The organism is Nostoc sp. FACHB-110 (assembly GCF_014697425.1).
Lineage (GTDB): Bacteria > Cyanobacteriota > Cyanobacteriia > Cyanobacteriales > Nostocaceae > Nostoc_B.
The window spans coordinates 14367-40649 of sequence record NZ_JACJRU010000059.1 but is presented as its reverse complement, the minus strand read 5'-3'; the positions used below and the strand labels follow the sequence as shown (position 1 = coordinate 40649).

Genomic DNA, 26283 nt, shown 5'->3' with positions numbered 1-26283 from the left:
ATTAAAAGGCTTGGATATGGCTTTCGTAACTTTAGTAATTTCAGATTACGCAGTTTATTAAACTGGCACTTTACTATTAACTCTCCATAAAATTAACCGAAGAACCAAAATTTTTTTGTCTTTTAATTTGCTCACGAAATGTTTTCTCTGAGGGTGGTTTAAAAGAAGGTTCTTGTTGACTACAGGCTAATTGAAATTCTCTATAGACTCCACTAACTCGTCTATTTTTGGCAGTAAAGTAATGTTTTTTAATGAATTCTGCCATAAAATCTAAGAGTGCTGGTTCTAGTTTTTGATGATGCCCTTTATCTAAATGTTTCGGGAGTAGGCCTACATAACCATGATTTTCTCCATATAGTTTTTGTGCTTGCTGATATTGTTTACGCCCACGACGAATACTGCGACTGGCTTTGGTAATAGGTGGAGAATTTTCTTCTAAGTATGGCTTTATGGCCTCATACCGAGCAGTAGCGGTTTCTAAATCTTCAGGACGTGCTTTGAGCAGTAGTTGTTGAACTTCTTCGTTACCTTGACTTGAGGTATCTTCCGTTAAATCTGATAATCCTTTTTTTTCATAAAATTCTGCTTGTTCTAATGTGGGGAAAATATGAACAAGGTCGGGTTCGGCTAATGGGACAGTATTAAAATTGATAAACAGCTTTTCTTGAGCAATTAAACTATTGATTTCATCAGGGCTAATTCCAGTTATGGTTAATAGCAATTCACTATAAGTTATTCCAGGATTCCCTTTGACTATAGATACTATTCTTTGATTATTACTCTTACTTTTATAGGACTCTTTGTCTTGAAAATATGGCTCTAACCATTGATAATTTCTTAATCGAATTATATTTTGTTCGATATCTGTCCTCAGCCGATAGTTAAGTCCGTATTTTTGAGCATATTCTTCTCCTGGTGGGCAAAACCAATTTCCGGCTTCATCTTGGACGTAGCGATTTGGTTGTTGTTGTGCTTTTTTGATTAATTCACTAATTGGTTTAAATTCTTCCCATCCTGCCCAGTTGACTTCGATTACAAAAAAATCTGGAGTATGGCTTGTACGAACTTGACGATTACTTTTTGAAACGTAATTTAATTCTATTGGTGGCGGTTGGTCGTAATATTCTAAAACTTGTCGGTTATGCTCTAATTTCTCAATAATATGTGCTAATTCTCCCCGATGAGATTCAAACTGTATGGTATGACCCATCTTTTGACTGCAATAATTACCACAAACATTGCCATAATTCCCTTGTACTCTCCGAGATGGTGGAACAGAGCGAATCTGAGCTATAAGACAACGGGTATTTTGGGTCAGCTTGAGTTGACTACACCATTGCTCAAACTCTTGGGATGTAAGCATTGATTGGCGTTTAATTCTCCTTTTCAGTTTATTGCATTTGTGTCCACTTTCTTGTTCTATTTTTGTTATCATGTCCATTTTCTTCTTCCAAATGGACGATTGCTTTATTTTTTTCTTAACGAAGTTATAAGTATTTCAGCTTGCAACTTGTCCAATTTCTTCTTCCAAACCTGTCCAAAATCTTCTTCAAGTCACACAATTATCAAGAATTTTTCAGCCAAGCCATCTGGTATCTCAACCTACCCTATCAACCCCAGATGCCGATGAAAAGCTTCAACCGCGTTCGCCACCCCATCTTCACCCTTAATTTTCTCGCCTAGCTCAAAAGCTTTTTGAAGCATCCCCTCATCACCCAGTACAGCTTCAATCGCTGCCGCTAGAGTTTCAACTGAAACTTCCTTGTAGGGTATTGGTTTGGGGCTGACTCCTAACCGCACTAACATCTGACCCCAAACTGGTTGATCCGCAATAAAGGTAACTGTCACTGACGGTATCCCTGCACGTAACACCGCCGCCGTTGTCCCTGCACCGCCGTGATGTACCATAGCTTTCACTTGCGGCAGCACCCAATCATGTGGAACATCGGGAATCACAAACACTCGCCGCGAATCTTTGGGATTGACTATTCTGCCTACCCGACCCCAGCCTGACAAGATAATGCCGCCTTGATGCGTTTTCTTTAAGGCTTCCACAATATAGTAGGCTAGGTATTCTGGATTAGGCATAGTCATACTGCCAAATCCAAAACACAAGGGTGCTTGCTTGAATCCCAGGAAATCGAACAGTTCGTCTGGAGCTTCGTCTTCGTATTCCTCAGCACGGTCGATAAACCAAAACCCAGTAACATACGCCCACGATGGCCAGTCCCTTGGTATTGGGATGACATGAGAACTAAACCCATACAACACCGGAATTCTCGATACATTAGCTGGGGTTTTACGTCTAAACCGACTGCCCAAGAACGGTAGCGGCGGTAATTTTAATGTTTCGGTTCTAAACTCATTCAGCAGCTTCCGATATCTCTGCCAGTACAAGAACTCTGCAATGAAGTAGCTGGCGTAGTTGATGACTTTCTTAAGCGGATTTTTTGTTGGTCGAGCGAATCTCAAAAATGGGAAGCTGCCTGTGGGAGTCAACGGCACAACTGATGCCATAAAGCAGGGTACGCCTAAATTCTCCGCGATGTGGTATCCCCAGTTTGTCAACGGCGTGTAGATGATTACTTCTGCATCCTGGCAAGCAGCCCACGCTGAGTGCATCTGTTGAAGCAGCAATTTATCGCTCACAAGCTGGACTTTTTCTCCTGCTATTAATTGCTGCCCTTTTTTTGATTGCAATAGTTCTTGCGAATTGCCAGCAATCGCCGCGAACTCCAAGTCGAATTCTCTCACAAACGACTCAAAGTTTTCGTTTGCTGCCACTGTTACTTCATGCCCCGCACGTTTCAAGCCAATAGCTAGGGCGCAGTATGGTTGCACATCGCCTACCGAACCTACTGTTAAAATCGTAATCTTTAGTTTTCGGCTGGGTAGACTCTGGCTCAATTGCTTCCCCTACTGGCAACTTCTGTTCTACTGATGAATTTTAGCGGATTGGGGGTGGGTGTGGGCGATCGCTGCTAGAGGTGAGCGGCGGAACCATCGCTTTATTCTACTTGGGTAAGTCTTTGTTGATATTCCTGATATTCTTGATTTTTATGCTGCCATGTATCTCTGTTGCCCAATTTTTTACTTGTTGCTCATCTGCTACATCTATATTTGTAAAGTCATTAGGCGCACCAAAGCTGTTTTTCATTTCTGCAATCGCCGCCACCGAACGAGCGCAACCAATCACTGTATGACCCTGTGCAATAAAACCCTCACTCATCGCGTAACCTAGCCCTTTGCTTACGCCCGTTATTAATAGGACTTACGCAAAATATCTCTCAAACTCTCATTTCTCCGTGAACTCTGCGCCTCTGTGGTTCGATTTTCCGTAGCTTGTGCGTAAGTCCTGATTAAGATCCGCTTACCCATAACTATTTTCCCAACTCTGAGTTTTTTTGTAGCTAGAGTTTACTTTTCTCACTGGTGAGGGTAATAGTATAGTCATCATCTTGGCTACTGATTTTTTAATCAACCATGAATCTTCCATTTGATTTGGTAGAAACTGTTCATGATGTTAACGGTCAGCCCTTTACTGTTAACACTACTGAGGCTGATGTTTTTTGCTCTCTTAGTGCTAATCTCAAACAAATTCTTTGTGACGCTCACTTTGAAAATTACTTAGATGATCCTGAAATTAACGAATATGTACTTGGCATCCTTCACAAATTTAAAAGCTTAGGCATAGCCGAATATTTGCCTGATAATAATTCTTGGATTCTCACTCCTAAAGGTTCATTGATGCGTCAAGAAATTTTTGGATTTTGACTAGAGCGATCGCTCGACTACAGCAACTTATTCTTTACAATCACCGCTTCTGCTTCCCATCCAGCCCATACTCCCTCTCCATCGCCCCCAGCAGCTTTGCTTGCAATGCGGACAAATACGGCTTCGCCTGTTTCCCCAATCCCTGCAACAGCCAATCTACTGATTCATCACGGCTGGACACTTGATGCAATCGCCGCAATCGCATACATAACTGTTGCATGGATTTACAATCATCATCTAGCAGTTCTAAGGATTTCAGGTGTTCTATTTTCACTGTGTAGTCTCCGTCCCAGGTTTGGACTGTACAGCTAAAATCGCCAACGTGAATAATCACACCCCAGTAACCACCTTTCCCCCGCAAATCTGGGTTATCTTTAGGAACCAGTATGCAGATTTTTCCTTCGCGGTAGGGATTGGGGACAGGAGTGCGCTCTCGAATTTTATCTACAATATCTTTGACTACACGCCCAGAAGGAACTTTACCCCCAACTGCTTCGACTGCTTTGAGCCATGCTTTCTGCTGCTGTACTGGTTCTAGTGTTGTTAGTGGCCGTACCTGTCCTTCACTAGTTGGCAGCACTGGTATAGCAACAGATTCTACAGTTACTGTTTTGGACACAGCATTATTTTGTGTCCAATTTGGACACATTTTTAAATTATCTACAACATCTGCCGCCTCAATTAATCTGTAGGGATGGCGACGCTCAAACCCAAACCTATCTTTGCAATACTCCTCAAATGTTTTGTGCGTGGATCTGTACAGTCTGCGTGAGCGCAGTTCTCTCAAAGCACTACCCGCTTCGTAAAACGCTGTCTCAACTTTTTCTTCTAAGCGAGTGCGATCACGCTGTTCTTCTTGCGTTAACTCTGGAACTTCAGCCGCCGCCACTTCAACAGTAACCACCTCTGGTTCTTCCTGCTTGGGCTGCTTTTTTGTTAGCTTTGGAGTAGCACTCGTTATGGCGGTGGTCTTTTTGCGTCTAGAAGATGGGTTGTTCATTACCCCACCTCCAGTCCGGCATGGCTGAGATAAATGTTTCTTTGTGTCATCATGAGGATAGTCTTTATTATTCCAGCCCCACTCCTTATAAGGAGTGGGGTTTTTCAATGCTTCTTATATCTTTGCATTTCTGCTGCTTGTAATCATGTATTCAATTTAAATTTTAAGCCGTCATCACATGACTACGTTTACTGCATACCTGGGACTAGAACACCGATTAGGACTAGTCCGAATACTCGTATTTGTCCTTAATCTGTTGTATCCTAGTTATCTTGTGTGATTTTTGTCCTGATTTTCCACACTAGCTTTTACGTTCTTGCTCCGGCTGCTTCAAAAGCTATGTCCATTTCTCATTTGGATAACGCTGCTCTTTTCCACCACTACTTTTTATAATTTTTAACCCTCATGAAAATTATCAAAAAATCTGACAAGCTTACCCTTAGACAAATGAGGGAAATCGAGTTAGCCGAAGACCAACTTCTTCAAGCGGCTGATCCAGTTCCTCCTTCACCACCTGTAGTCGAGCCACCTGTACCCGTAACCACCTCACAGCCTGAACCTAGCTACATCCCATTACTCGACAATCCTCCGGTTCAGTCTGTGGGTAACTCCGGCTGGCAGGTTTCTGATGTCTGGCGCGATTTGCGTATTGATAGCTTCTGCGATTGATCACCTCGCTGCGGCGATCGCCCTGAGCAGCCGTGCGTCCTTGTATCAGTTTCGCTTATTCTAAGAATGTTTGTTATACCTGCATCAACCAATGGACGGCTTTGTTTGGGCAGCAGTCCTCTTATGGAACTGCATCAACATTGTTCAAGATAAACTTTTACGAAAACAATTCAGTTTTAGCTGGGGTTGCTGGGCTGTCATTAACTCCGTTGCTTTTACTATTGCTGGGTCTGTTGCTGGCATTATTACTCTCATTATTTGGTTCTACGCCCAACTTGACATTTTCAAAACACGGGATCTGATCATCCTTTGGTGTCTTTTTGGTTTTTCATTTGGGGCAATGGCTTTTGGCACACAGTGGTTTGTCTTCAAAAAGCAGTATTTTCCCCAGCCTATTGTCTTAGCAATTTTCAATGTCTTAGTTGCGATCGCTGCATATATCCTCTGGGTCAGGTTCAACTTCGATGCTCTCTGGAATAAAGACTGGAAGCCTGTTGTTGCTTCTGCTGTTGTCGGGACAGCCGTTGGCGCAGTTTCTGGCATTATCCTTGACCGTTACTGCAACTTTATCAACCGTCTTGAGGAACTCCGTGAAGACGAAGGCTGGGACGAGGATGAGAATGAGGATGAGGACGATGATGAATAAAAGATTGTGTATCGCTTATTTCTTGAGAGATATTTTATAACTTGAACTCTCCCATGATAATAAAAGAAAGATTGTTGGTGTTATGCAGCAAAATTCTTTTGGATGCCTTGGGTTAATGGCTTCATTTTTAATTTTTCAATTCCTGATTCAATCTATACTCCACCCCTCACAAAAGCTGTCAACTCAATCTCGTGTAAATTACGATAGTTTCGGCAAAATTAAGATTGGAATGACAGTTGCTCAAGCTGAAAAAGCTGGAAACATTAAGCTATTACAACTTAATGGTAATCCCAATAAAAAAGAGGGATGTTTTTACATGGAACCCGAATCAGGCACTGGGCTTTTTCAAGTTAGGTTCATGGTTGTTAATGGACGTATTACTACATTTGAAATTGGAAGTAACCCAAATATCTATACTCAGGTAGGCGTAAACACAGGAACACCAGAGAATGATTTACGATTTTTATATGGCTTTCAAAATGTTTTAGTTTTGTCTGATAAAGCTTTGAAAAAACGCTATCTAATTTATTTCCCCCCCAAAGCTAAAAACTATCGACTTATTTTTGAGAGCAATGGAACTTATGCTACTCGCTTCAAAGCAGGTAAACTACCTGAAGTAACTTATCCTCATGGTTGTGCTAGTTATCTAAAAATTTAATCCTATTCTTTTTCTGAAAGGGTGGTATTTTAATCTAGTTAGCTTAGGCACATAATATGTGGCACTTTAATCATAACTTTCTTTATAAATTTATTAGCTACATTACTTCATTTTTATCAGATATACCTAAAGTTATTGCTGTTGGTATTGCTTCCTATCTTATATTTGGCATTTACCTTATCAATTTCTACCGCCCTCAAAATGTTAATAGTAAATCATTAGTTGACCATAAAGGTATTGGAACTATCAAGGTTGGTATGACGGTTGAACGTGCAGAAGAAGTTTCTCATGTTCAGCTTCTGCCTGTTTCTAGTAGTGGTTTGGCAAATCCAAATTGCTACTATGTTGAGCCACAATCAGGGCTAGGACTAAATTATGTTAAATTTATGGTTGTTAAAGGGCAACTTGTTACTATAGAAGTTAACCGTAACCGAACTTTAGCTACAACTTTAGGTGCAAAAGTTGGTCAAAGTAATCGTCAAATTGAATCTTTATACGGAAAAGAAATTCACAGCCTTCTTAATTCAGATAATCAAGAATATAAATTAAGTTTTCAGCCATCACAGGATAAAAACTATCGGATTATTTTTGAGTCTAACGGCTCTTATGTTACAGGCTATCGAGCGGGTAAATTACCAGAAGTTCAGTACAGTAACGGCTGCTCTGATTTTAGTAAATAGGCTCTGATTTGTCTTAGCTAGAGCCTATTTTGTGACTTGAAGAAGATTTTGGACAGGTTTGGAAGAAGAAAATGAACAGGTTGCAGGCTGAAATACTTATAACTTCGTTAAGGCATTAATAAGCGCGATCGCAACTTTGGATAAAGAAAATGGACATAATAACAAAAAATGGAAGAAGGATATGGACACAAATCCAACCTAATAATACTCAGATGCCAACTTTTCCCCAACTCCTGGGATTTCTTACAGCGTTGCGATCGCTTGCTGCCCTTGGCATCGCTATGAGCAAAACCTTTATCTTGTATACAGGGAGATAGTCTGAGCAGTTTAGCTTTCCTTTATGTTATTTTTTTGTTGTTTTTGGAAGGTAAAGTTGGACATCCATTTTTGGAAGGTAAAGGTGGACAACCTGTCCAAAATCTTCTTCAAGTCACACCTGTACCCGTAACCGTTCCACAACCTCAACCTAGCTACATCCCATTACTCGACAATCCTCCGGTTCAGTCTTTGGGTAACTCCGGCTGGCAGGTTTCTGATGTCTGGAGAGATTTGCGGGTTGATAGGTTTTGTGATTAATCTATCTTTATTCTACAATTCTATGCACACTCATTTAGTCTCGGTATTAACCAACGTAATTGTTATTTTAATAAATTTTATAAAGGCTAATATTATACTCCTTTTGATAGTTGCAATTTTATTTTGTTTTTGCTTAATACTTATAAATAAATTTAGGCTGAAAATCAGGTTAGGTGCTTGCAAAATATGTCATAGTATGTAAAATTTTTAAATATTGCTTTTGAGTTTTTATAAATTCTTAACAATAATTGATCAGTTCCAAATACGCAAAGCTGTGCCTAACAATATATACATGATTGCACTTTGGATAAATGGAGCTATCTGATCCATTTAGTGTATCCATGAAAACATACTTTTAACAATTCTTAGATTTTATGAACCTTTTGACATATTTCAGGTATTTAGCTAGTTCTGGTGCTGTCGCTTATTACACTGCTTCTCAAATTAGAGACTCTAAAACCCGTTGTAATATGTTGACAGGTTTATATTTATCAGAGACAAGTTCAATTAAGTTTTTATCTACTCTTAGCGAACGTGCAAACAATGAGGGTGATTTTTGGCTTGCTGAAAAATTGAAAAATCATGCTGCAGATGAAAATAAGCATAGTAAAATTTTAGCTCATACATTGAGGCAGATTGATGAAAATATTGATTTAAACAATATTAATCAATATCAAAATGATTCAAAAGAAAATGAAACCAACCTGTTTTCAGCATATTTTATTGGCTACTCCAGAGAACAATTAGCTCCTCACTGCATTGATTGGGATATATTTTTTGCAAGTACATATATTATGGAATTTGATGCTAGTAAAGATTTTGCACGAATGGCAAAAGTCTTACCAGAAAATGATTCAAGTATTGGTAATCTAAAATTAGGTTTGTTAAGTATTGCAGAAGATGAAAAAAATCATGCTGCTTACCTTTATGATGCAATGATGCGTAAGATGAATATTACACAAGTAGAAACGCTTGTAGAAGAATGGCGTGTTCGTAAAGTTAATGCTATTTTTCAGATTATTAAATCTAAAACATTATCTAAATAATTTTAGCTTGAGATAAAGCTAAATTATTTTATTGCCATAATCACAATCTAAGTGAAAACATAGTAAAAGGCAATTAATAGGTAAAGTAATAACAAATATAGAAAAATAAATATTATTTTATGGATTTTAATTCTAAAAAAGTTGTGATATATTTTTTTCAACTAGTAGGCTTATATATATTGCTACTTGAAAAATCCGTTTTTGCACAAATTGTCCCAGACACAACATTAATCAATAACTCTAAGGTTACTACTTCTAATAGTAGTAATATTATTAATGGTGGAAATAGAGCAGGTGTAAATTTATTCCATAGCTTTCAAGAGTTTTCTGTTTCTACTGGCTCAGAAGCTTTTTTTAATAATACGATAGATATTCAAAACATCATTAGTAGAGTTACTGGTGGATCGGTTTCTAGCATTGATGGTTTAATCCGAACCAACGGCAATGCGAACTTATTCTTGCTTAATCCTAGCGGAATTATATTTGGTCAGAATGCTCGTCTAGATATTGGCGGTTCATTTTTAGCAAGTACCGCTAACGCAATTAAATTCCCAGATAATTTAGAATTTAATGCTGTAAATCCTCAATCTTCAGCATTATTAAGTATTAATTTGCCAATTGGATTACAGTTTGGGAAAAGTCCTGGTGCAATTCACGTTTTAGGTGATGGGAGAGGATTAAGAACAACTTCCACATTAATTGATACAGACAAAGCCTTACGGGTAAAATCGGATCAAACTTTGGCTTTAGTAGGGGGTGACATTAGCTTAGAAGGTGCAACGCTTAAAACTGCTGGAGGTCGGATAGAGTTAGGTAGTGTTTCTGGAGAAAGTTTTGTTGAATTTAACCCTATAATCAAAGGTTTTGCTTTAGGCTATGATGATGCCCAGGAACTAGGGAGAATTCAATTATCTCGTCAAGCATCAGTTGACTCTAGTGGTGAGGGAAGTGGAGACATTCAAATTCAAGCCCAACAGATAAAAATAGAAGGCGGCTCTCAGGTTGAATCTGGACTTTTAAGACAAAGCAATTCAATAGGAATAATAAAAATTAGTGCTACTGATTCTATACAAATAACTGGCACGTCACCAATTCAACCTCGACTTCGTAGTGCTATTGGTTCCACGATTTATCCTGAAGCAAAAGGTACTGGTGCTAGATTAAGATTAGATACTAGGAATTTAGTTGTTGAAAAGGGAGCGCAGGTAGGGAGTTTTGCTTTTAGTGCAGGGGTGCCTGGTGACGTAATAATAAATGCTTCAGATTCTGTACAAGTAAATGGAACTTCTTCTTTAGATCCACGAGTCTTTAGCAATCTCTCTATTATTAGTAGCTCAAAAGAGCGCGGTGGCAACATTACTTTATCTACGAGGAATTTAACTATTAAGGATGGAGCAGTAGTAGGTATTGCAAATCTTGGAAATGGAGGTGTAGGTAATGCAAGGATAAATGCCTCTTTGATTGAAGTTACTGGAGTATCACCTTTATTCTCACCTAGTTCTTTATCTAATACAGCAATTTCTAATGGAAATGCTGGAGCATTATATATAAATACAGGAAAATTATTAATTACTAATGGAGGTGCAGTTAATACTGCCACAGTAGGGACAGGTAACGCTGGAAATATTTTTATTAATGCTTCTGATTCTGTAACAGTCAGTGGTCAAGCAAAAACACCTAGTCTATCTGTTAGAAGTAGTTTATCTTCATCTGCTGTTATTCCTATTATTCCTATTCAACAAACATTGAATATACCTATATCTATACTTGGAAATTCTGGCGAGATAAACATTAATACTAACTCATTAAATGTGGTAGATGGGGGCTTAGTTAGTATTAAGAATGAAGGTTCAGGCAACGCAGAAACACTTAATATAAATTCCAAATTCATTTTATTAAATAATGAAAGTGAAATTACTGCATCAACAAAGTTAGGAAATGGTGGAAATATTTATATTAATACAGAAAATTTACTGTTGGCTAATAACAGTAAATTTTCTGCAATAGCTGGAGGACAAGGCAACGGCGGCAACATCATAATCAAGGCTGATGTCACTGCTGCTTTCAACAATAGCAGTATCACAGCCAATGCTTTTAAGGGCAGAGGTGGAAATATCAGAATTAAAACTCAAGGACTTTTTCTATCTCCTAACAGTCTGCTTACAGCATCCTCACAACAAGGTATTGATGGCACTGTTGAAACAATTACCTCCCGAACTCAATCAGAACTGGTTAATGCTCAACTAGAATTACCTAAATCAACCCCAGAAATAGCATCAATTTGCCCAGGAAAGGCTGGTGCAGTAGCAGGTAAATTTGTGGATAGAGGCAGAGAAAGTGCGCCAGATGATGTTGACAACCTTTCATATAATCAGGCTTTTTTAGAAAATAGTGCGGTTGTAGTTGGAGAAAATGAATCTGTAGTTAGAAAGCAGGTTTCAGCCATTGAAGCGACTAAGCAGATTGTCCCGGCTCAGGGTTGGGTGTTTGACTCCAAAGGACAAGTTACCTTAGTAGCAACAAATCCAAATCAAGTAACTCCTGATAGTCTGTTAACTGCTGATTCATGTTCTTCTGTAACACCAGTATCACAACTGTTTCCATCAATAGAAGCAAGGAACAGCAATGACTAAAAAAATTTGGTTCAGGTATTTACTTATAGGTTTTCTGACTTTTGTAATAGCTTTGAATTCACCCCTAGTTTTGTTAGCTGGGATTGCTAAGAATAAGCCAAAACAGGAACAAGCCCAACTTTTACTCAAAACTGGTAGAGTGCAGTTGAACCAAGCTCAACCAGCAGAGGCACTAAAAACATGGCAAGAGGCAACCAAGCTCTATCGTCAATTAAACAATCAAGAGGGAATTACAGAAAGCTTAGTTTACCAAAACTATGCTCTGCAACAATTAGGGTTACATTTTCAAGCTTGTAAAAAACTGATAGGAGCATTGAAGCTCAATGATTCACTTTGTGAAGCATCAATATTGCCTACATCTGAAACAGACTTAGAAAAATTACAAAAAATAATTCAATTGACTCCTTTAACACCAGCTAACTTCCTAGCATTACAAAGCTTGGGAGAAGTGCTTCGTTTGAATTATAAATTAAGCGAATCCGAAGCGATTTTGAGACATATATTAATCTCAAGTAGTAAATTCCCAGAGGTATCTAAAAATGTTATCTTGTCGTTAGGTAATACACAAAGAGATATATATAAACAAGTAAAAGAGCAGTACCAATGGATAGATGAACCACTTTTCCAAGATACACTTATTAATTTTATTCCACAAAAAGCACAGTCAGCACTCTTAAACTATCAAGCTGTAATAAATAACTCAAATACACCAATAAATCTAAAATTTAAAGCACAATTAAATTGTTTAGGCTTATTGATAGACTTTCAGGAATGGTTGAAAAGCCAACCTCGCTTTCAAAATATTCAAACAAAAATTAGTCAACAGATTGAACCGTTAATCAGCGAAATATTTCAAGAAAGTTCAGTTTTTGAAATTTCGCCCCCTGAACAGTCAATTCAAGATAGATTAAAGCTTGCTAGCAGCTTAAGTAAGCTACCATCTCAACAAATGCGCCTACAAGCTATTAGCTATGTTCAAAATGCTTGGCAAATGGCTAAAAATATTCATAGCTCTAAACTAGAAGCTAAAAGTTTACAAATGTTAGGTGATTTAGAGCCAGAAAAATCTCTCAATTATTTTGAAACAGCTTTAACTTTAGCTCAATCAGTCCGAGCAGAAGATATTACCTACTCTTTACAAGCAAAATTAGGTAATTTGTATCAAAAGCAAGGAAAAATTGAAGCTGCACGTCAAGCTTATGGCGCGGCTGTTAATTCGGTTACAAGCATTCGAGCTAATCTTTTATCAAGTAATTCTGATTCACAATTTTTCTTTTATGAAAAGGTAGACCCTATTTATAAAAAATATATGTCATTGATAGCCAAAAGTGCTACACCAGACTATAATTTAATAACTCAAATTCATGAGCAACTCCACATAGCAGAATTAGAAGATTATCTTAAGTGTGGCAAACTTGACCTTCTACCATTGGATGAAATTCAAAACTTAGATGATAACCTGATAATTATTCATTTAATAGATTTAAATGATAGCATAGAAGTCATTTCTAAATCTCCTAAACAACCTCTCTATCACCACTCTGTTAAATCTCAATTAATTAGAGATCCTATTAATAACTTAGTTAAAACTTTACAAGATAAAAATTTAGCTTATACTAGCCAAGATGTAATTCTTTCTTATTCTCAAATACTTTATAAATACTTGATTGCACCTATTAAATATCTACCAAAATCAGGAACAATAGTATTTACTGTAGATGCTTCTTTCCAAAGTTTACCAATGGGACTATTGCATGATGGCAACAATTATCTACTCAAACGCTACGGGATCGCAGGTACTTTAGGTTCGAGAGTACAGCAACCTAAACTTTTGAAGCAAAATGAATTAAGAGCTTTTATAGCTGGAATCAGCAAAGTCGGCCCTAGTTTTTTTGCTAACAATGCTCCTAAAGGACTTAAAGCATTACCTGGGGTAGAAGTAGAAATAGCGAATGTCCAACAAGGAATTAACTCTTCAAAAGTATTGTTAAATGAAGAGTTTCTGAGTCCAGCACTTGACAAAGAATTAACTACAGATAACTTTCCAATAGTTCATCTAACTACCCACGCTCAATTTAGCTCTATTGCTAACCAAACTATGATTTTTGCATGGGACAAACCAATTACTATTTCCGAATTTAATAATTTACTTAAAGAGAAAACTCAGTTTACTAAAGAAGGAATTGAGTTGTTAGTTTTAAGTGCCTGCCAAACAGCCAAAGGAAACAAGCGTTCCGCATTAGGAATGGCAGGAGTGGCAGTACAAGCAGGTGCGCGCAGCACAATAGCTACTTTATGGCAAGTAGATGCTGATTCTAGTGCTTTACTGATGAAAGAGTTTTATCAAAGATTAAAAGATGGCTCAACTAAAGTTGAAGCATTGCGTCAAGCACAATTACAACTACTATCAAAACCTGAATACCAACATCCCGCACACTGGGCAGCATTTGTACTTATTGGAGGGTGGTTATAGTTTTGTCTGCTTGGCAAGCATAAATTAATTACAATGATCAGCTTATGATTGCCAAACAAATTATGTTTCACTTATTGTGCCATTATTTAGATTTTTGGTCTTTTAACCATTTCAGCAAATTCAGTCCTGACTGTACCTTTTCTAATTCTGATTTGTTAGCACTACTCTGAGCCAATTGACCTGCTATCGTATAAGCTTGTTCCGCCTCCGATGGTAATAAAGCTCCTAAATAGCGATCGCCAAGCAGCCTATAAATAGTTGGATTTTTACTTCCTGTTAAAACTTGTGCTTTTAATGTTTTGATTGATTCATCTAAAAGAAGTTTTGACATGAATATGGCATCCAAGTCAAGATAAGCGGCTTCGTCGGGTAATAATCCTAAATCTTTTACTTGCTGGGCTTCATCTGTAATCTGTTTAACATCATCAACAGGTAAAAGGTGGACTACTTTAGGGTAGTAAGAAAGAGGTCGTTCGCCTTTGTTGCTAATTACCGTAATTGTATACGTATTACCATACTGTAATTCTTTTTCATCTTCTGGATAAGGTAATACCGTAGAGTCTTTAACATCTCTTTCCCATTCAACACCATTGCCAAGGACTACGACTGTATAACTATCAGCATTTGCAACTTTATTCCAGGAAATTTCTGGTCTATTATTTATAATTGAACCGCCGTAAGGACTGGTAACAATCGGTTCATTTTCTTCATCATCTTGCCCTTTATAATCCCGTGGACAAGCAATTATATTTAACACCGAACACTGTACAGTTTCGTTAGGCGGTGGCGCACACATTTGTGCATCGAAAACTGTACTTTGGTTTATATACAAAAATTTTCGATTCAAAAAGCAGAGAACTTTAACTGTACTTCCTTTTATAGGATTAATTCGCTGCCCTAGACATAAAAATTTACCTACCTTCAAAAAGCGATCTCCTGTACTATAAACTCTGCCGCTTGGTTCGTAACATGAATTTCTGTCTAATGTCTTTTGCTGACCCCATACGCTACTCAACGGTAGAATGATGGGTGCTAATATTAATAAAATTTTAGTAATTTGAAAGGCAAAAACTTTTAGGTTTGGTTTTGGTTCAGTTAACATTACACTTGCTTAACTAGGGACTCACTAAAGATTTAATTTTAACGAAGAATGATTTAAGTTTTAAAAATATATTAGATTTTTAATTATCTATTAGGATGGGGGTTTCAACCTAATTCTTTGTAATACTTTCTCCCGCCAACGAAATACTTCTGGCTGTTTAGACTCAAGTATCAAACAAGCCTCCCAAGAAAGCCAAGCACTATCGTTATCATTCAAGGCTTCTTGCACTTGCGCTAACAAACAATAAACATCTGCTCTGTGAGCATCTAATTCTTCAGCTTTTTCTAAATATTCTTTCGCTTCGCTAAACTTCTTCTGTTCTAATTTTGCCCAGCCTAGATTTTTATATAGTGCCGCTTGTAACTTAGAATCCTTAGTTCTTGGCAATCCTTGTAATGCTAAAGTAATTGCTGCATCATATTCTCCTTTTAGATTTTTTAGTCTTGATAAATTATTCATAACAGGAATTGCTTGACTATTATTCTTAAGTGCTAACTCATACTGCTGTTGAGCCAAATCATTTTTTCCTTCATCATCATAAAACGTTCCTAGTCCGTAATGTACATCCCAAGCATTAGGTTGAATTTTTAAAGCTTTCTCATAATTAGTGATTACGCATTCAAATTCATTTAATAATTGACAGACAAAAGCTAAATTTTTATAAGTGTCTGCATCCTGGTTATTGTATTGTAATGATATTTCATAATATTTTTTAGCAGATGGCAAATTTTGTGTACTTCGAGATGCTTTATCAAAATACAACCTTGCAATATAGTTTTTAACTTGAGAATTAATTCTGATGGCTGAGTCAAAATATTTTTGTGCGTTTAGAGTATCATTTAATCCCTCTGCGCTCTTCCCTTGAGCAACTAAAATATTCGCTCCAACTGGTAATAAGACTTTTGAAATTAACAATACTCCTAATATTAAAAATACAGTTAATGCGCTACCTTGAAAAATTTTTGACTTGGTTATTCTATAAATTTTATTTTTCTCAGGCAGTTGTTTTAATCTCTGTAAAATAATTTCAGTTGTCGCTGGACGCTGCAATGGCATAGGAGCCATTAACTCATCAATCAAGTCCGCAAATGGCTTGTCAATCTGCGGAGCTTTATCTCTCCAAATTAGGTTTCCTGTCTTTTGATCTGTCGGCAAACGGATCAGTGAAGTGCCTGTCACTAATCGCACAATAGTTCTACCTAGAGCATAAAAATCTGATTGAGGTACTGCCTTGCCGTTAATTTGCTCTAGTGGTGTATAAGAAGGTGAAACAACCGCCGTCACCTCATAATTTCCTGGTCTTGTACTTGTTCCTCCTGTTGCACTTATTTTCGCTAAGTATGTATCGGTAATTCTTCTGGCCGCGCCAAAATCTACTAATGCCAACCTTTCATCTGCTTGAAGAATAATATTCGCTGGTTTGATATCTCTGTGAAAGAACTCTGCATGGTGTATTAAATCTAAAATTTCTACTAACTGTTGCAACCAGTCTAATGCTTGTTTCTGTGTAATTTTTTCATTTGACTCTATCCATTTTTGCAAATTTACTCCCTCGATTTTATCCATCACTAAGCATCGCAATGTTAAAGGAAACCTATTTGGCGTAACGGTAAAATAGTCCTCTGTTGTGCTTTTTGGAATATATGGATGACGCAAAAGCCTCAATGTTTTTGATTCTCGCTCAAACATCTCTATTATCTTAGGGCTTCCCCATTTGAGGACTTTCATGATTCTGTGCCGACGCTCTGTATCCCACTTTGTCCCAGCATCATCCACTTCCCATACTTCAACATATATATGTGGATCTTCTGTCAGTTCTCTCAACGGCTTAATTAACCGAATCCGTCCATTGATCAGCAAAGGCGTACCGCAACAAAGGCAATTTTCTGCATCCTCTGGATTTTCTCTAGCTTCGCACAGTGGGTTTATACAATATTTCACAGCCGATCCTGGTAATTGATTTAGTATATTTAGATACAATTTTTGATTTTGTCAACTCAGCCTTTGCTCAAAAAATATCTTAAGATACATTACTGGGGTAGTAGCTAAAAAGTCACATATCAAGTACTATGCTATCAAAGACACACTCTAGTAGTACTAACAGGCGATTTATGGCTTATAGTGCTTCTTTACAATCAGGCTCGTATTCTGCTAAAGCACCTTCACAAACCCATTCAGAGAGTAACACTTCAAAGAAGATTACTCTAGAAGAAGCTTTAGAGTTTTTGAATGAATTAATCCACAAAGCAAGGGACAAGTCCTTATCTGAGCCAGAAATTATTGTTTTTAAAGGAGCTTGGTATGAGCAAAGTTATGAGGAGATGTCTAAAACCTCGACTTATAAAAAAAATTATTTGCAACGTCGGATAGCAATTGATTTATTCGATTTATTAACAAAAATCATTGGTAATGGAGAACAAGTATGCAAACGAAATTTGAGAGCTTGTATACAATCTTTTATGAGTCAAGATTTAATCAAGGGAAGCAAGCTACCTGATGTTTCTAAGTTTTATGGTCGGACACAGGAACTTTTATATTTAAAGGAGTTAGTTGCTACCCAGCAATTTAACTGTATATCAGTGGTGGGTGTTGCAGGTATTGGTAAAAGCTTTTTGGCTGCAAAATTAATTACAGATATTAGTAAAGACAAAAAATTTGAATTTGACTTTTTCATTTGGAAATCATTAGCTCATTCACCAAGAATTGAAGATTTAATAACAGAATTACTAGAAATTATTGAGCCTCAGATTATTTCGCCTAATTATACTCAAGAAAAAATTACTTTATTACTTAAAGTTCTCAAACAAAAACGTTGTTTTATAGTTTTAGATGAATTTGAAATTTTATATCAAAATCCAAAACTTAACTTAGATTATTTAATTTTTATTAGACGCTTAGTTGAAGAAAATCATCAAAGTTGCATCATTATAACTAATAGAATTTTGCTAGATGAGTTTGTCGAATTTATAAATAATAACCGTCCTTTACAATTTCTAAGACTTGAGGGACTAGATACGGATTCAGCAATAAAGCTCTTAACTAATAAAGGAATTACAGATTTACAAAGATGCCATCAGCTAATTCAGACTTATCGCGGTAATCCTTCTGAATTGAATGATGTAACTAACCGAATTCAGAATATGTTTGGTAATACAGAAATATTTTTTGAAAATCCAACTACTCTTGTAAGTAAAAAACTCGAAAATATACTTAATAAAATAGTTGGGAATGTCTTAGAAGATATTCATAAGCAAATTATGATTTACATAGCTGAAAAAGCTGTTGAGGGGTTAGAATCTATTACTATTACTACGATTTTAAATGATTTTAAACTTAACCAAGGAATATCTATTTCAACTTTAGATTTAGTAAAAGCATTAGAAAATTTAGAGAGAATGTCATTAATTGAAAGTATCAAAAATGCTGTTACTAAAGAAATATGCTTTACACTTCAACCAGTTATTAAGAAGTATGTTCTTACAGATACTTTAGGTATAGTGCATAGTTTCAATTATTCTAAATTTAAAATTGCATCTTAATAGAGGAGAGGGGATTATGATTAGAGGCGAACTAGAATCTCAAGAGATAGAAACAATCACTGATATAATCAGGTGGTTAATCAAACATGGTTTGTATCAGGTAAACACCACATACAAGTTTTCGAGCTAACCCTAAAATATACATAACTATCTTACTAAGGGTAACTTGAGAAAAGCCCTCACTTAATGGGGTAATACTTACTAAGATTTATTAAATCGGAGGTAACACAACAGAACCAAAATCTCACTAGATGCGAAAAAGCGCAAATTTTTGTAAGATCAAGCTTGTCAATCTGTAGAACTAAAAATGGAGGAAAAAACGATACAAAAAATTTAAAGGGCAAAACGCACTAAGGAGTAACGCTTCGCCCAAAAGCAAACAATTGAATATCTAGAGAGCGGGGTTGATCTCGGAATGACGGAGAAAGTGGTGGATAGTTTGCCGACTGGATGCCACTTACTTGTCAGAAGATGCCCACGCTGCTTTACTTATGCCATTATAAAACAAAGGTATACGTGAGGCTAGTTTCTGCTGACCGTTTTTGGCATTTTGACAAAAAATTTATATTTCTGTTAAGTAAATTTTTGTAAAGAGCAGCGTAGTCAAGATCAATCTAGAATTCAAAAGCCAGAGCCAGATTTGCTCATAGGTCTATTTTCATTGCAAGACTATTACCTCTTGAAATTTAGGACATAGACACACGAAGTGCGATCGCACATATAGTAGCGATCAAAGTTTTAGTGATTCTGGATGGCTGAGTTTTAATTCTGGATAACCCCCCTCTGAACCTTGTAAACGAAACAATGAGGGGAATCTATCATGAAAAATTGCGATCGCCCGGTACAATTCGGGGTCAGGGTGAGGCTGTCAGGTGTAGTCACTGTACCAGAAGGACACAGCCCGAATTGTTCTGCATCAGAAAATTGGAAAGAAATACTGATAAGTTCGTTTGTAGAAACGCGATTTAAAAATGTTTTAGGAAGATCCACAGTATTACAAAGAGTGGATTGGTTCTGGCATCAAGAAAATAGTATGCACCTGTGCGAGGAAGCAGTTGCGCTGGTTGCTCATAACGCCAATGATTATCGGCAGATACTAATTAAACAGAATCATCTGTCCAGTACCCTGCCAGATTTAGATCCTGTTGCACAAGTATTGCTGTTGGTTTCGCCCTTGTCCGATTATGTGTTTGGCACAGTCTTAGAAACTGGAGAGATGTTTAGCACCCACATTCTGTTTGTGCAGCAGGAGGAGTACAACAGGGGTGCTACTGTGCAAAATTGTTTGGGGCAGAACTTACAAACAAATTGCTCCATAGCAAAGCCTAACTCCGATGCAACCCCGCCAAGTTCACTCTCTCTTGCTCTTATTGGGGGCGGCATTTAATGAGTCAAACCCCAACTGAATACCCGAACAACCTCACCGCAGCAGAGTATCATGAACTAGCGGTGGGCAGTGCCATTCATCCGGCACTGATTGAGCGCAACTTCTTCCATATTGAGGGAGAAACAGTTTACGATTATCTATTCATCTCTCCTATACTCCCCAGGAAAAACGCGGGTCGAGTGACGGATGGGCTGTTGAAGTTATATCTGCATTTAATGGCTGGGGGGATGTGGATTACTTCACTAGATCCCTACAACAATTGGCGGCCAATGGAATGGGGGAGGATGAAACCTTTCCAACCGCGCATTGATTGGCTTAAAGATAAACCTGTTAAATACGAGTCGCCCCCGAAAGTCCCCAACCGTGTTACTTATTTTGATATTGCCAACTGCATCTGGGATTTAGTGGCGCGGCGGTACAAAATCAAACGGTACAATTCGTCCCTAACGCGACGCTTACAAGATAGGTTCAATTTACTCCGGTTCTGGGAATGGGTGATTGCTCATCCAGAGATCCCGATTATTCTCTGCGAAGGGGAGAAGAAGGCTGCTTGTTTGCTAAGTCTGGGGTTTGTAGCTCTAGCACTGCCGGGAATTTGGAATGGACGAGTAGGCAAAAAGGATTTCGATGAAAGACTTCATCCCGATTTATTACCACTGGCACAAAAGGGGCGGAAATTCAATATCCTGTTTGACTACGAGACGAAACTGAAAACTCGTTGGTCAGTGCATCAAGCCACAGTTCGCACGGGTAAAGCAATTGAGGCTGTTGGCTGTGCTTGCGAAGTCATACTACTACCAGGGCCAGAGAAAGGCGTTGATGATTTTGTGGTCGCACGGGGTAATGATGCCAACGCGCTGTTGACGGCAATTGTTGATGATGCTCACTCATTGAAGGATTATCAGCAATTGTTCCTCATCAAACATCGAGGACTAAGAAAGCATAGACCAGATGTGGTGATCAATACTAAATATTTAACCCAGGCAGTTGCAGTTCAGGACAAAGAAACAACCAACATACCACAACAGAAAGTATGTGTCTTACAAACCCAAAAGCCAGAAACACCTTTTGATTTTCTGCCTCAGCCAGAGCAGCCAGAAGAAATCCCCCCAGGTCATCGGGGAAAAATCAACTTCCTGCTCAAAAAATTGAGACAACAGCCACAAACTAAAAGCATTATCTTCCCAAAAACAGGCTTAGTAGTACTCATCTCGGACATGGGGACTGGCAAAACCGAGTTAATGCGTTGGTGGCGTGATGCTCACCCAGAGCAAAGATTTCTCAACAATGGGCATCGGGTGAATCTGCTCAAAAATTTAGCCGAACGCCTTAAGACCTTGATGTATTCTGACCTTGGTTATGCTGGTATGGCTACTGCACAGGCATTGAGCATTACCATCGACAGTTTATATAAGTTAAACACCCAGGCACTACAATATGGCTGCATATTTATAGATGAAGCTTGCCAATACCTGACCCACTTACTACACAGTAATACTTGTAAGGAACATCGCGCCGTCATCTTAGAAGTATTAGAACATATTGTCTACAATGCGCCGTTGGTTGTTATCGCTGACGCACACATGGACGACCTCACCATTGACTTTTTCTTGTCCATGCGACCAGTTGGGGAGCAACCATACATTATCAAAAATGAATGGAAGAATGGAGAGCGCACTATCTATTGGTATGAGGGGATGGATTCATCAGCGTTGGTAGCGCAAATTTCTGCTGCTATCATGCTAAATCAAAAAGTCATGGTGGTTTCGGATTCTAAGCGGTTCATCAAGAAACTTGAACGGATGTTAAGTGTAAGGATTTTAGAGCCTGACCCCATACCAGAGGGCGAAGAAGTTACTACTTCAATATCTCCGAAAACACCTCATGCCCACACCCATAAACTTTTAAGAATTTGGTCGATTCATTCCGATAATTCTGGCAGTGATGAGAATGTGGCTTTCATCAAAGACATTACCAACGCTGTCAAGAATATAGATGTACTTCTAACTTCGCCTAGTCTGGGTACTGGTGTTGACATCTCACAATATCATTTTGATGTAGTGTTTGGTGTATTTCATGCAGTTTCCCAAACCGCCACCGAATGCGCTCAACATCTGTGGCGTTACCGTCCAAAAGTGCCGATTCATGTATGGGTTGCCCCCAAACCACCCTTCGGATACAAAGAAACCAATCCTACCAAAATTAAGGAAAGGTTACTTCAAACCAACGAAATCACAGCTTTTTTAATCAAAATCGACCGTGAAACAGGTAAGCGTGGGGTGGAAAAAGATTGGGCATTAGACGCTTACTGTCAAATTCAAGCTTCTCGTCACCAGTCCATCAATAATTTACGTGCTGACTTGCGATCGCTCTTATCCGATATGGGCAATACTATCGTACCCACCGGAGATCATCTTGATATTGAGGCTTGGGAATCCTTAAAATATGCGGCTGATGCCCTGGATGCTGCTCATCATCAGTCCGTTGCCAAAGCAAATACCATCTCCAGAAGTGAGTACCGCGCACGGCAAAGTAAAGATTATCTTTCGCCTGATGAATTTTTTGAATGTGAGAAGTTTCGCATTCACGATGCTTATGGTGTGGAAGTCACCGAATCTCTAGTCGAGAAAGACAACGGCGGTAGACTCATTGGTGCAATCGCATCTTTAGAGGCCATCTTATCTCCATCCCAAGAGACAATCCTGGATTCTCGGACTAACCAACAATACCCCGCACCACCAGAATTTGTTAGTGCCAAAGACTTAGCAGAAAGAAACAAACTACCTTTCTGTACAGATTGGGGGAATTATTCTGCTAAGTGGTTAGCTCGTTTCAACTTAGGACTACATGACATTCTCAAACGATTAGTCACAGGAGAAGAAATTACTGCTGCTGACGAACAACTATTAAATATGACTCACATCGCAAAACAATGCGCTGCTCACATCAAAACAATTTTGGGGTTTACTATCCCAAGTGATTGCCAACCAATTTGGTTGTTGGCCACTTTAGTCCAGCAGTTGGGGCTAAGTTTAGTTTTTCGCAAATCTGGGCCACGCGGAATGCAGGTTAAACTATTTTCACTTTCTAAGCCAGAGTTGGATTTTGCATTACAAGTTATCGCTCATCGTCAACAGCAACGCGCTGATTACGCCCAAACACAGTCCTTACAAGGAGTTGAACCTGTTTCTTCTCCCGTATCCGCCCCCCCCCCAAATGGTATAGAAAATCCCTTAGTTGAGGGGGTGGATACTACGCCATCTTTAGAAGCAGGGGAGCAGGGAGCAGGGAGCAGGGGAGAGAATCTTTCCCCTCTGCCCCCTGCCCCCTGCCCCGAAGCCTCCTTCCGAGATCGCACCACCCTACTTCACTGTGTAGAAATGCTTCGCTCTGGTATTACTCAAGGAGCTTCGGCTATCAAAGGAATTCTCAAGCGATGGGCCAGCGATTGGCGGTGGCTGGTGGTTTTTGAACTGGAAGCGATCGCACAGGATGAATTACAGGATCTCTCCCAAACATTTCCCCAGTTTTACGATTGGCTGTCTGAGGATGTATTGCCCATAGAAACATAGGGCGATCTTCGTGTCCCTTTCGGTGGGAAAATTTATTTATGAGAAGACGTGTTCTGATAAGTAAATGTCTCGCTTACCAGTCCAATCGTTAGTTTTGACCTCTCCATCGCCTTTGACCATTCACCCGGCGGCAGTCTACCTTTCTGCCTTGGCTTATGGTTCTCAACCCACGATGGAACAATCGCTTAATGCGATCGCACTTCTAATTTCCAATGGGGAGTGTGATGCTTATACGCTCAATTGGGCTGCTTTGCGCTATCAGCACACGGCGGCGATTCGCACTGCCTTATTGCAAAAATATTCCCCAGCGACAACAAATAAAATGTTGTGTGCATTACGCCGAGTTCTCAAAGAAGCACTGCGGCTGGAATTAATGGATGCAAAAGATTACGCCAAGGCTGTAGATATTCAGAGTGTGAAAGTCAAAAGAAAGCTCAAGGGCAGAGCGTTGACATCGGCGGAAATTGCGGCAGTAATTAAGGTATGTCTTGATGACCCCACAGCACAGGGTGTTAGAGATGCAGCTTTGATTGCCATACTGCGCGGTACGGGAGTAAGACGGGCGGAAGTGGTGAATCTGGATTTGAAAGACTTGGGACGGAATGGGGAATTACAAGTTCGACAAGGTAAAGGTGATAAAGACCGGACAGTTTATTTGCCAACGAGCGCAATGGCACTGGTTGAAGATTGGCTATGTGTTCGCGGTCGCAAAGCGGGAGCGTTGTTATGCCCGATTCGCAAAGGTGGAGAAGTACAGTTGAGAAGAATGTCATCCCAGGCAGTATTACAAATTGTTCGCAAACGCGCTGCCGAATCTGGGTTAGAGTCTTTTTCTCCCCATGATTTTCGCCGGACGTTTTGCTCAGACTTGCTAGATTCTGGGATAGATATTGTAACTGTACAGAAATTAGCCGGACACGCCTCACCTGCAACCACTTCCCAGTATGACCGTCGCGGTGAAGAAACTAAACGCCTTGCTGTGGAAAACTTAGATATTCCTTACACTCGTCGTTCTAGGTGAAGGTGAGGTTGTGCTTTCAAGCGGGGCAAGACTTTCTACACAGTGCGTATAGACAAATATCAAAATCGGTTCGCGGACTAATTGAAGTTGCAACCCAATCTAATACAGTTTGTGGCAACCCTTTTTTTCGCACGACAATTACCCAGCCAGCACCATACTTAAATAAATTATTACTGTATAGATATTTTCTGTACCACATCTATACACACCGCTTAAAAAAATATGTTGCCTAAAAGCCAAACAGGGTAATACTTTCTATACAGTTATCTACACGCTTATATACAACACGAGCTTATGACTATAGATGATTTTCTGTACAGTTTTTATACAATAGTTTTTCTGACTTTCCACATAATGTGAAAAGTCAGAGTCATACCAAACTGTTTAACCCAGAGAAGTTTTAGCTTCAACAGATGTATTCTCCAAATGTTGCTTTAAAGTGTAGCCACAATCTGGAGCTTGAAAATCACGAGCATAAGGCAGTCGATAAAATGCCCACAACCGCCAACGCAAAACATCAACTCCAACAGCAGCATTAGAATTGGCAAATTCAATTCGACAGTCTTTGTCTGGGTCTTTAACAATTTTAGAAATTAAAAGATTAACAGCTTCTACCTTTGTATTGCTAGGAATACCCATTGGCTGTTGAGTTAGCCATTGCCTAATTTGTGGAGATTGTAACCACTCGGTAATTTGCTCCGCAGTCGGATTCAATCGATTAGCTTTAAGTTGAGCAATATTTGTCAGACTATCATTGATTGAAGACATAATTATTAGCTGGTATTGTTGGCTAATTTAATGTAAGAATACATCCCCCCGAATCCAGGAGTCAGAATGTTGGGAAAGGGAGCAAAGTTATTCTGGAGCAATATATAAATTCATCGCTTTTAAATTCTGGCTTCTAACTCTGAGTGCTTAATTCTTACAATTCAATTATATTACTTATGAGAATAAGCAAAACAAAAACATTAAAAAAATTACAAATTCAGAGATTATTTAAAGAGAAATAAGAGAAAATATTTAGGAATTAAATAACTGTTCATATTGTAGGCAGTTAGAGTTGATAATTCTCCCCAGGAAAAGCCCTAAATTGTATGAAAACAGAGAACGTAATTGTTGCAGCACTCTTCATAGCGGTAATATCCATGCCTCTTGCAGAAGCCAAAGATTTACCCACCTCAATTAACCAGCCACGAATAATAGCCCAAAATTCGGAGATTCCGACAGAAGCTAAAAATCATCTAAATGCAGGAGTAGAGCGTTATGAAGTCAGAGATTTCAAGGGTGCGATAAAAGAGTATACACAGGCTATACGAATCAAACCAGATTACGCAAAAGCCTATACCAATAGAGGTGCTGCCCGTGCCGAATTAAAAGATTTTGAAGGGGCAATAAAAGACCACACTCAAGCTATCTGGCTGGCTCCAAGAGATGCCACTTCTTATAGCAATAGAGGAATTGTTTACTTTGAAATGAAAAATTATCCAAAAGCAATAGAATTATAACC

General features: G+C 38.7%; 22 protein-coding genes. 15 read left to right on the top strand and 7 right to left on the bottom strand.

All coding sequences use genetic code 11. From position 1 onward, the window contains the following. Nucleotides 1-76: 76 nt before the first annotated feature. From H6G69_RS31215 to H6G69_RS31205, 3 genes are all read right to left on the bottom strand, one after another. On the bottom strand, nucleotides 77-1441 hold the full coding sequence (locus H6G69_RS31215; RefSeq protein ID WP_206757656.1) for a TnsA endonuclease N-terminal domain-containing protein: 1365 nt from the start codon (nucleotides 1439-1441) through the stop codon (nucleotides 77-79). A 161-nt stretch (nucleotides 1442-1602) separates the two neighbouring features. Then, nucleotides 1603-2907: a glycosyltransferase gene (locus tag H6G69_RS31210; protein ID WP_190693214.1), complete on the bottom strand. Its 1305-nt coding sequence runs from the start codon at nucleotides 2905-2907 to the stop codon at nucleotides 1603-1605. Nucleotides 2908-3013: 106 nt separating this feature from the next. Then, nucleotides 3014-3262 carry an SDR family NAD(P)-dependent oxidoreductase gene (locus tag H6G69_RS31205; RefSeq protein WP_313952525.1) on the bottom strand — a complete coding sequence of 83 codons (249 nt, stop codon included), beginning with the start codon at nucleotides 3260-3262 and terminating at the stop codon, nucleotides 3014-3016. Nucleotides 3263-3483: 221 nt separating this feature from the next. Here H6G69_RS31205 and H6G69_RS31200 point away from each other — a divergent pair, with 221 nt between their 5' ends. After that, on the top strand, nucleotides 3484-3774 hold the full coding sequence (locus tag H6G69_RS31200) for a hypothetical protein (protein WP_190693212.1): 291 nt from the start codon (nucleotides 3484-3486) through the stop codon (nucleotides 3772-3774). A 40-nt stretch (nucleotides 3775-3814) separates the two neighbouring features. Here H6G69_RS31200 and H6G69_RS31195 read toward each other — a convergent pair whose 3' ends face one another. Next, the gene (locus H6G69_RS31195; protein WP_190693211.1) at nucleotides 3815-4774 is read right to left on the bottom strand and encodes a hypothetical protein; all 960 of its coding nucleotides are present in this window, start codon (nucleotides 4772-4774) and stop codon (nucleotides 3815-3817) included. 405 nt (nucleotides 4775-5179) lie between these two features. On the opposite strand from H6G69_RS31195, the gene H6G69_RS31190 reads away from it, so the two are divergent. The 9 genes from H6G69_RS31190 to H6G69_RS31150 all read left to right on the top strand — a co-directional run bounded on the left by H6G69_RS31190 (nucleotide 5180) and on the right by H6G69_RS31150 (nucleotide 14155). Further along, the gene (locus tag H6G69_RS31190) at nucleotides 5180-5443 is read left to right on the top strand and encodes a hypothetical protein (RefSeq protein WP_190693210.1); all 264 of its coding nucleotides are present in this window, start codon (nucleotides 5180-5182) and stop codon (nucleotides 5441-5443) included. 91 nt (nucleotides 5444-5534) lie between these two features. Beyond that, nucleotides 5535-6089 carry a hypothetical protein gene (locus H6G69_RS31185; protein ID WP_190693209.1) on the top strand — a complete coding sequence of 185 codons (555 nt, stop codon included), beginning with the start codon at nucleotides 5535-5537 and terminating at the stop codon, nucleotides 6087-6089. An 82-nt stretch (nucleotides 6090-6171) separates the two neighbouring features. After that, nucleotides 6172-6747 carry a hypothetical protein gene (locus H6G69_RS31180; protein WP_190693208.1) on the top strand — a complete coding sequence of 192 codons (576 nt, stop codon included), beginning with the start codon at nucleotides 6172-6174 and terminating at the stop codon, nucleotides 6745-6747. A gap of 56 nt (nucleotides 6748-6803) precedes the next feature. After that, the gene (locus tag H6G69_RS31175) at nucleotides 6804-7427 is read left to right on the top strand and encodes a hypothetical protein (protein ID WP_190693207.1); all 624 of its coding nucleotides are present in this window, start codon (nucleotides 6804-6806) and stop codon (nucleotides 7425-7427) included. 149 nt (nucleotides 7428-7576) lie between these two features. Next, nucleotides 7577-7744 (top strand): hypothetical protein, encoded by a 168-nt coding sequence (locus H6G69_RS31170; RefSeq protein ID WP_190693206.1) that lies wholly within the window; start codon nucleotides 7577-7579, stop codon nucleotides 7742-7744. Between the two features lie 34 nt (nucleotides 7745-7778). Continuing rightward, entirely contained in the window at nucleotides 7779-8003 is a 225-nt protein-coding gene (locus tag H6G69_RS31165; protein ID WP_397327050.1) for a hypothetical protein, read from the top strand. A gap of 374 nt (nucleotides 8004-8377) precedes the next feature. Then, on the top strand, nucleotides 8378-9049 hold the full coding sequence (locus tag H6G69_RS31160; protein ID WP_190693205.1) for a ferritin family protein: 672 nt from the start codon (nucleotides 8378-8380) through the stop codon (nucleotides 9047-9049). 119 nt (nucleotides 9050-9168) lie between these two features. Continuing rightward, a complete protein-coding gene (locus H6G69_RS31155) occupies nucleotides 9169-11682 on the top strand; it encodes a filamentous hemagglutinin N-terminal domain-containing protein (protein WP_190693204.1) in 2514 nt (837 codons plus the stop codon). After that, nucleotides 11675-14155: a CHAT domain-containing protein gene (locus tag H6G69_RS31150; protein ID WP_190693203.1), complete on the top strand. Its 2481-nt coding sequence runs from the start codon at nucleotides 11675-11677 to the stop codon at nucleotides 14153-14155. The genes H6G69_RS31155 and H6G69_RS31150 overlap by 8 nt, the downstream gene beginning before the upstream one ends. 82 nt (nucleotides 14156-14237) lie before the next feature. On the opposite strand, the gene H6G69_RS31145 is transcribed toward H6G69_RS31150, so the two are convergent. Together H6G69_RS31145 and H6G69_RS31140 are read right to left on the bottom strand one after the other, a co-directional pair. Further along, complete coding sequence (locus tag H6G69_RS31145) at nucleotides 14238-15257, bottom strand: hypothetical protein (RefSeq protein WP_190693202.1); 1020 nt, start codon at nucleotides 15255-15257, stop codon at nucleotides 14238-14240. A gap of 90 nt (nucleotides 15258-15347) precedes the next feature. Continuing rightward, nucleotides 15348-17237: a protein kinase domain-containing protein gene (locus H6G69_RS31140; RefSeq protein WP_199336357.1), complete on the bottom strand. Its 1890-nt coding sequence runs from the start codon at nucleotides 17235-17237 to the stop codon at nucleotides 15348-15350. 131 nt (nucleotides 17238-17368) lie between these two features. Here H6G69_RS31140 and H6G69_RS31135 point away from each other — a divergent pair, with 131 nt between their 5' ends. From H6G69_RS31135 to H6G69_RS31120, 4 genes are all read left to right on the top strand, one after another. Next, nucleotides 17369-18796, top strand: a complete 1428-nt coding sequence (locus tag H6G69_RS31135) for an NB-ARC domain-containing protein (protein ID WP_190693201.1) — start codon at nucleotides 17369-17371, stop codon at nucleotides 18794-18796. An 820-nt stretch (nucleotides 18797-19616) separates the two neighbouring features. Continuing rightward, entirely contained in the window at nucleotides 19617-20183 is a 567-nt protein-coding gene (locus H6G69_RS31130) for a hypothetical protein (RefSeq protein ID WP_190693200.1), read from the top strand. Continuing rightward, on the top strand, nucleotides 20183-23755 hold the full coding sequence (locus H6G69_RS31125; RefSeq protein WP_190693199.1) for a plasmid replication protein, CyRepA1 family: 3573 nt from the start codon (nucleotides 20183-20185) through the stop codon (nucleotides 23753-23755). Before H6G69_RS31130 ends, H6G69_RS31125 begins: the two co-directional genes overlap by 1 nt. Nucleotides 23756-23819: 64 nt before the next feature. Continuing rightward, entirely contained in the window at nucleotides 23820-24776 is a 957-nt protein-coding gene (locus tag H6G69_RS31120) for a site-specific integrase (RefSeq protein ID WP_190693198.1), read from the top strand. 384 nt (nucleotides 24777-25160) lie between these two features. Here H6G69_RS31120 and H6G69_RS31115 read toward each other — a convergent pair whose 3' ends face one another. After that, entirely contained in the window at nucleotides 25161-25544 is a 384-nt protein-coding gene (locus H6G69_RS31115; RefSeq protein WP_190693197.1) for a hypothetical protein, read from the bottom strand. 326 nt (nucleotides 25545-25870) lie between these two features. Here H6G69_RS31115 and H6G69_RS31110 point away from each other — a divergent pair, with 326 nt between their 5' ends. Beyond that, nucleotides 25871-26281, top strand: coding sequence for a tetratricopeptide repeat protein (locus H6G69_RS31110; protein ID WP_190693196.1), 411 nt, complete (start codon nucleotides 25871-25873; stop codon nucleotides 26279-26281). Nucleotides 26282-26283: the final 2 nt, after the last annotated feature.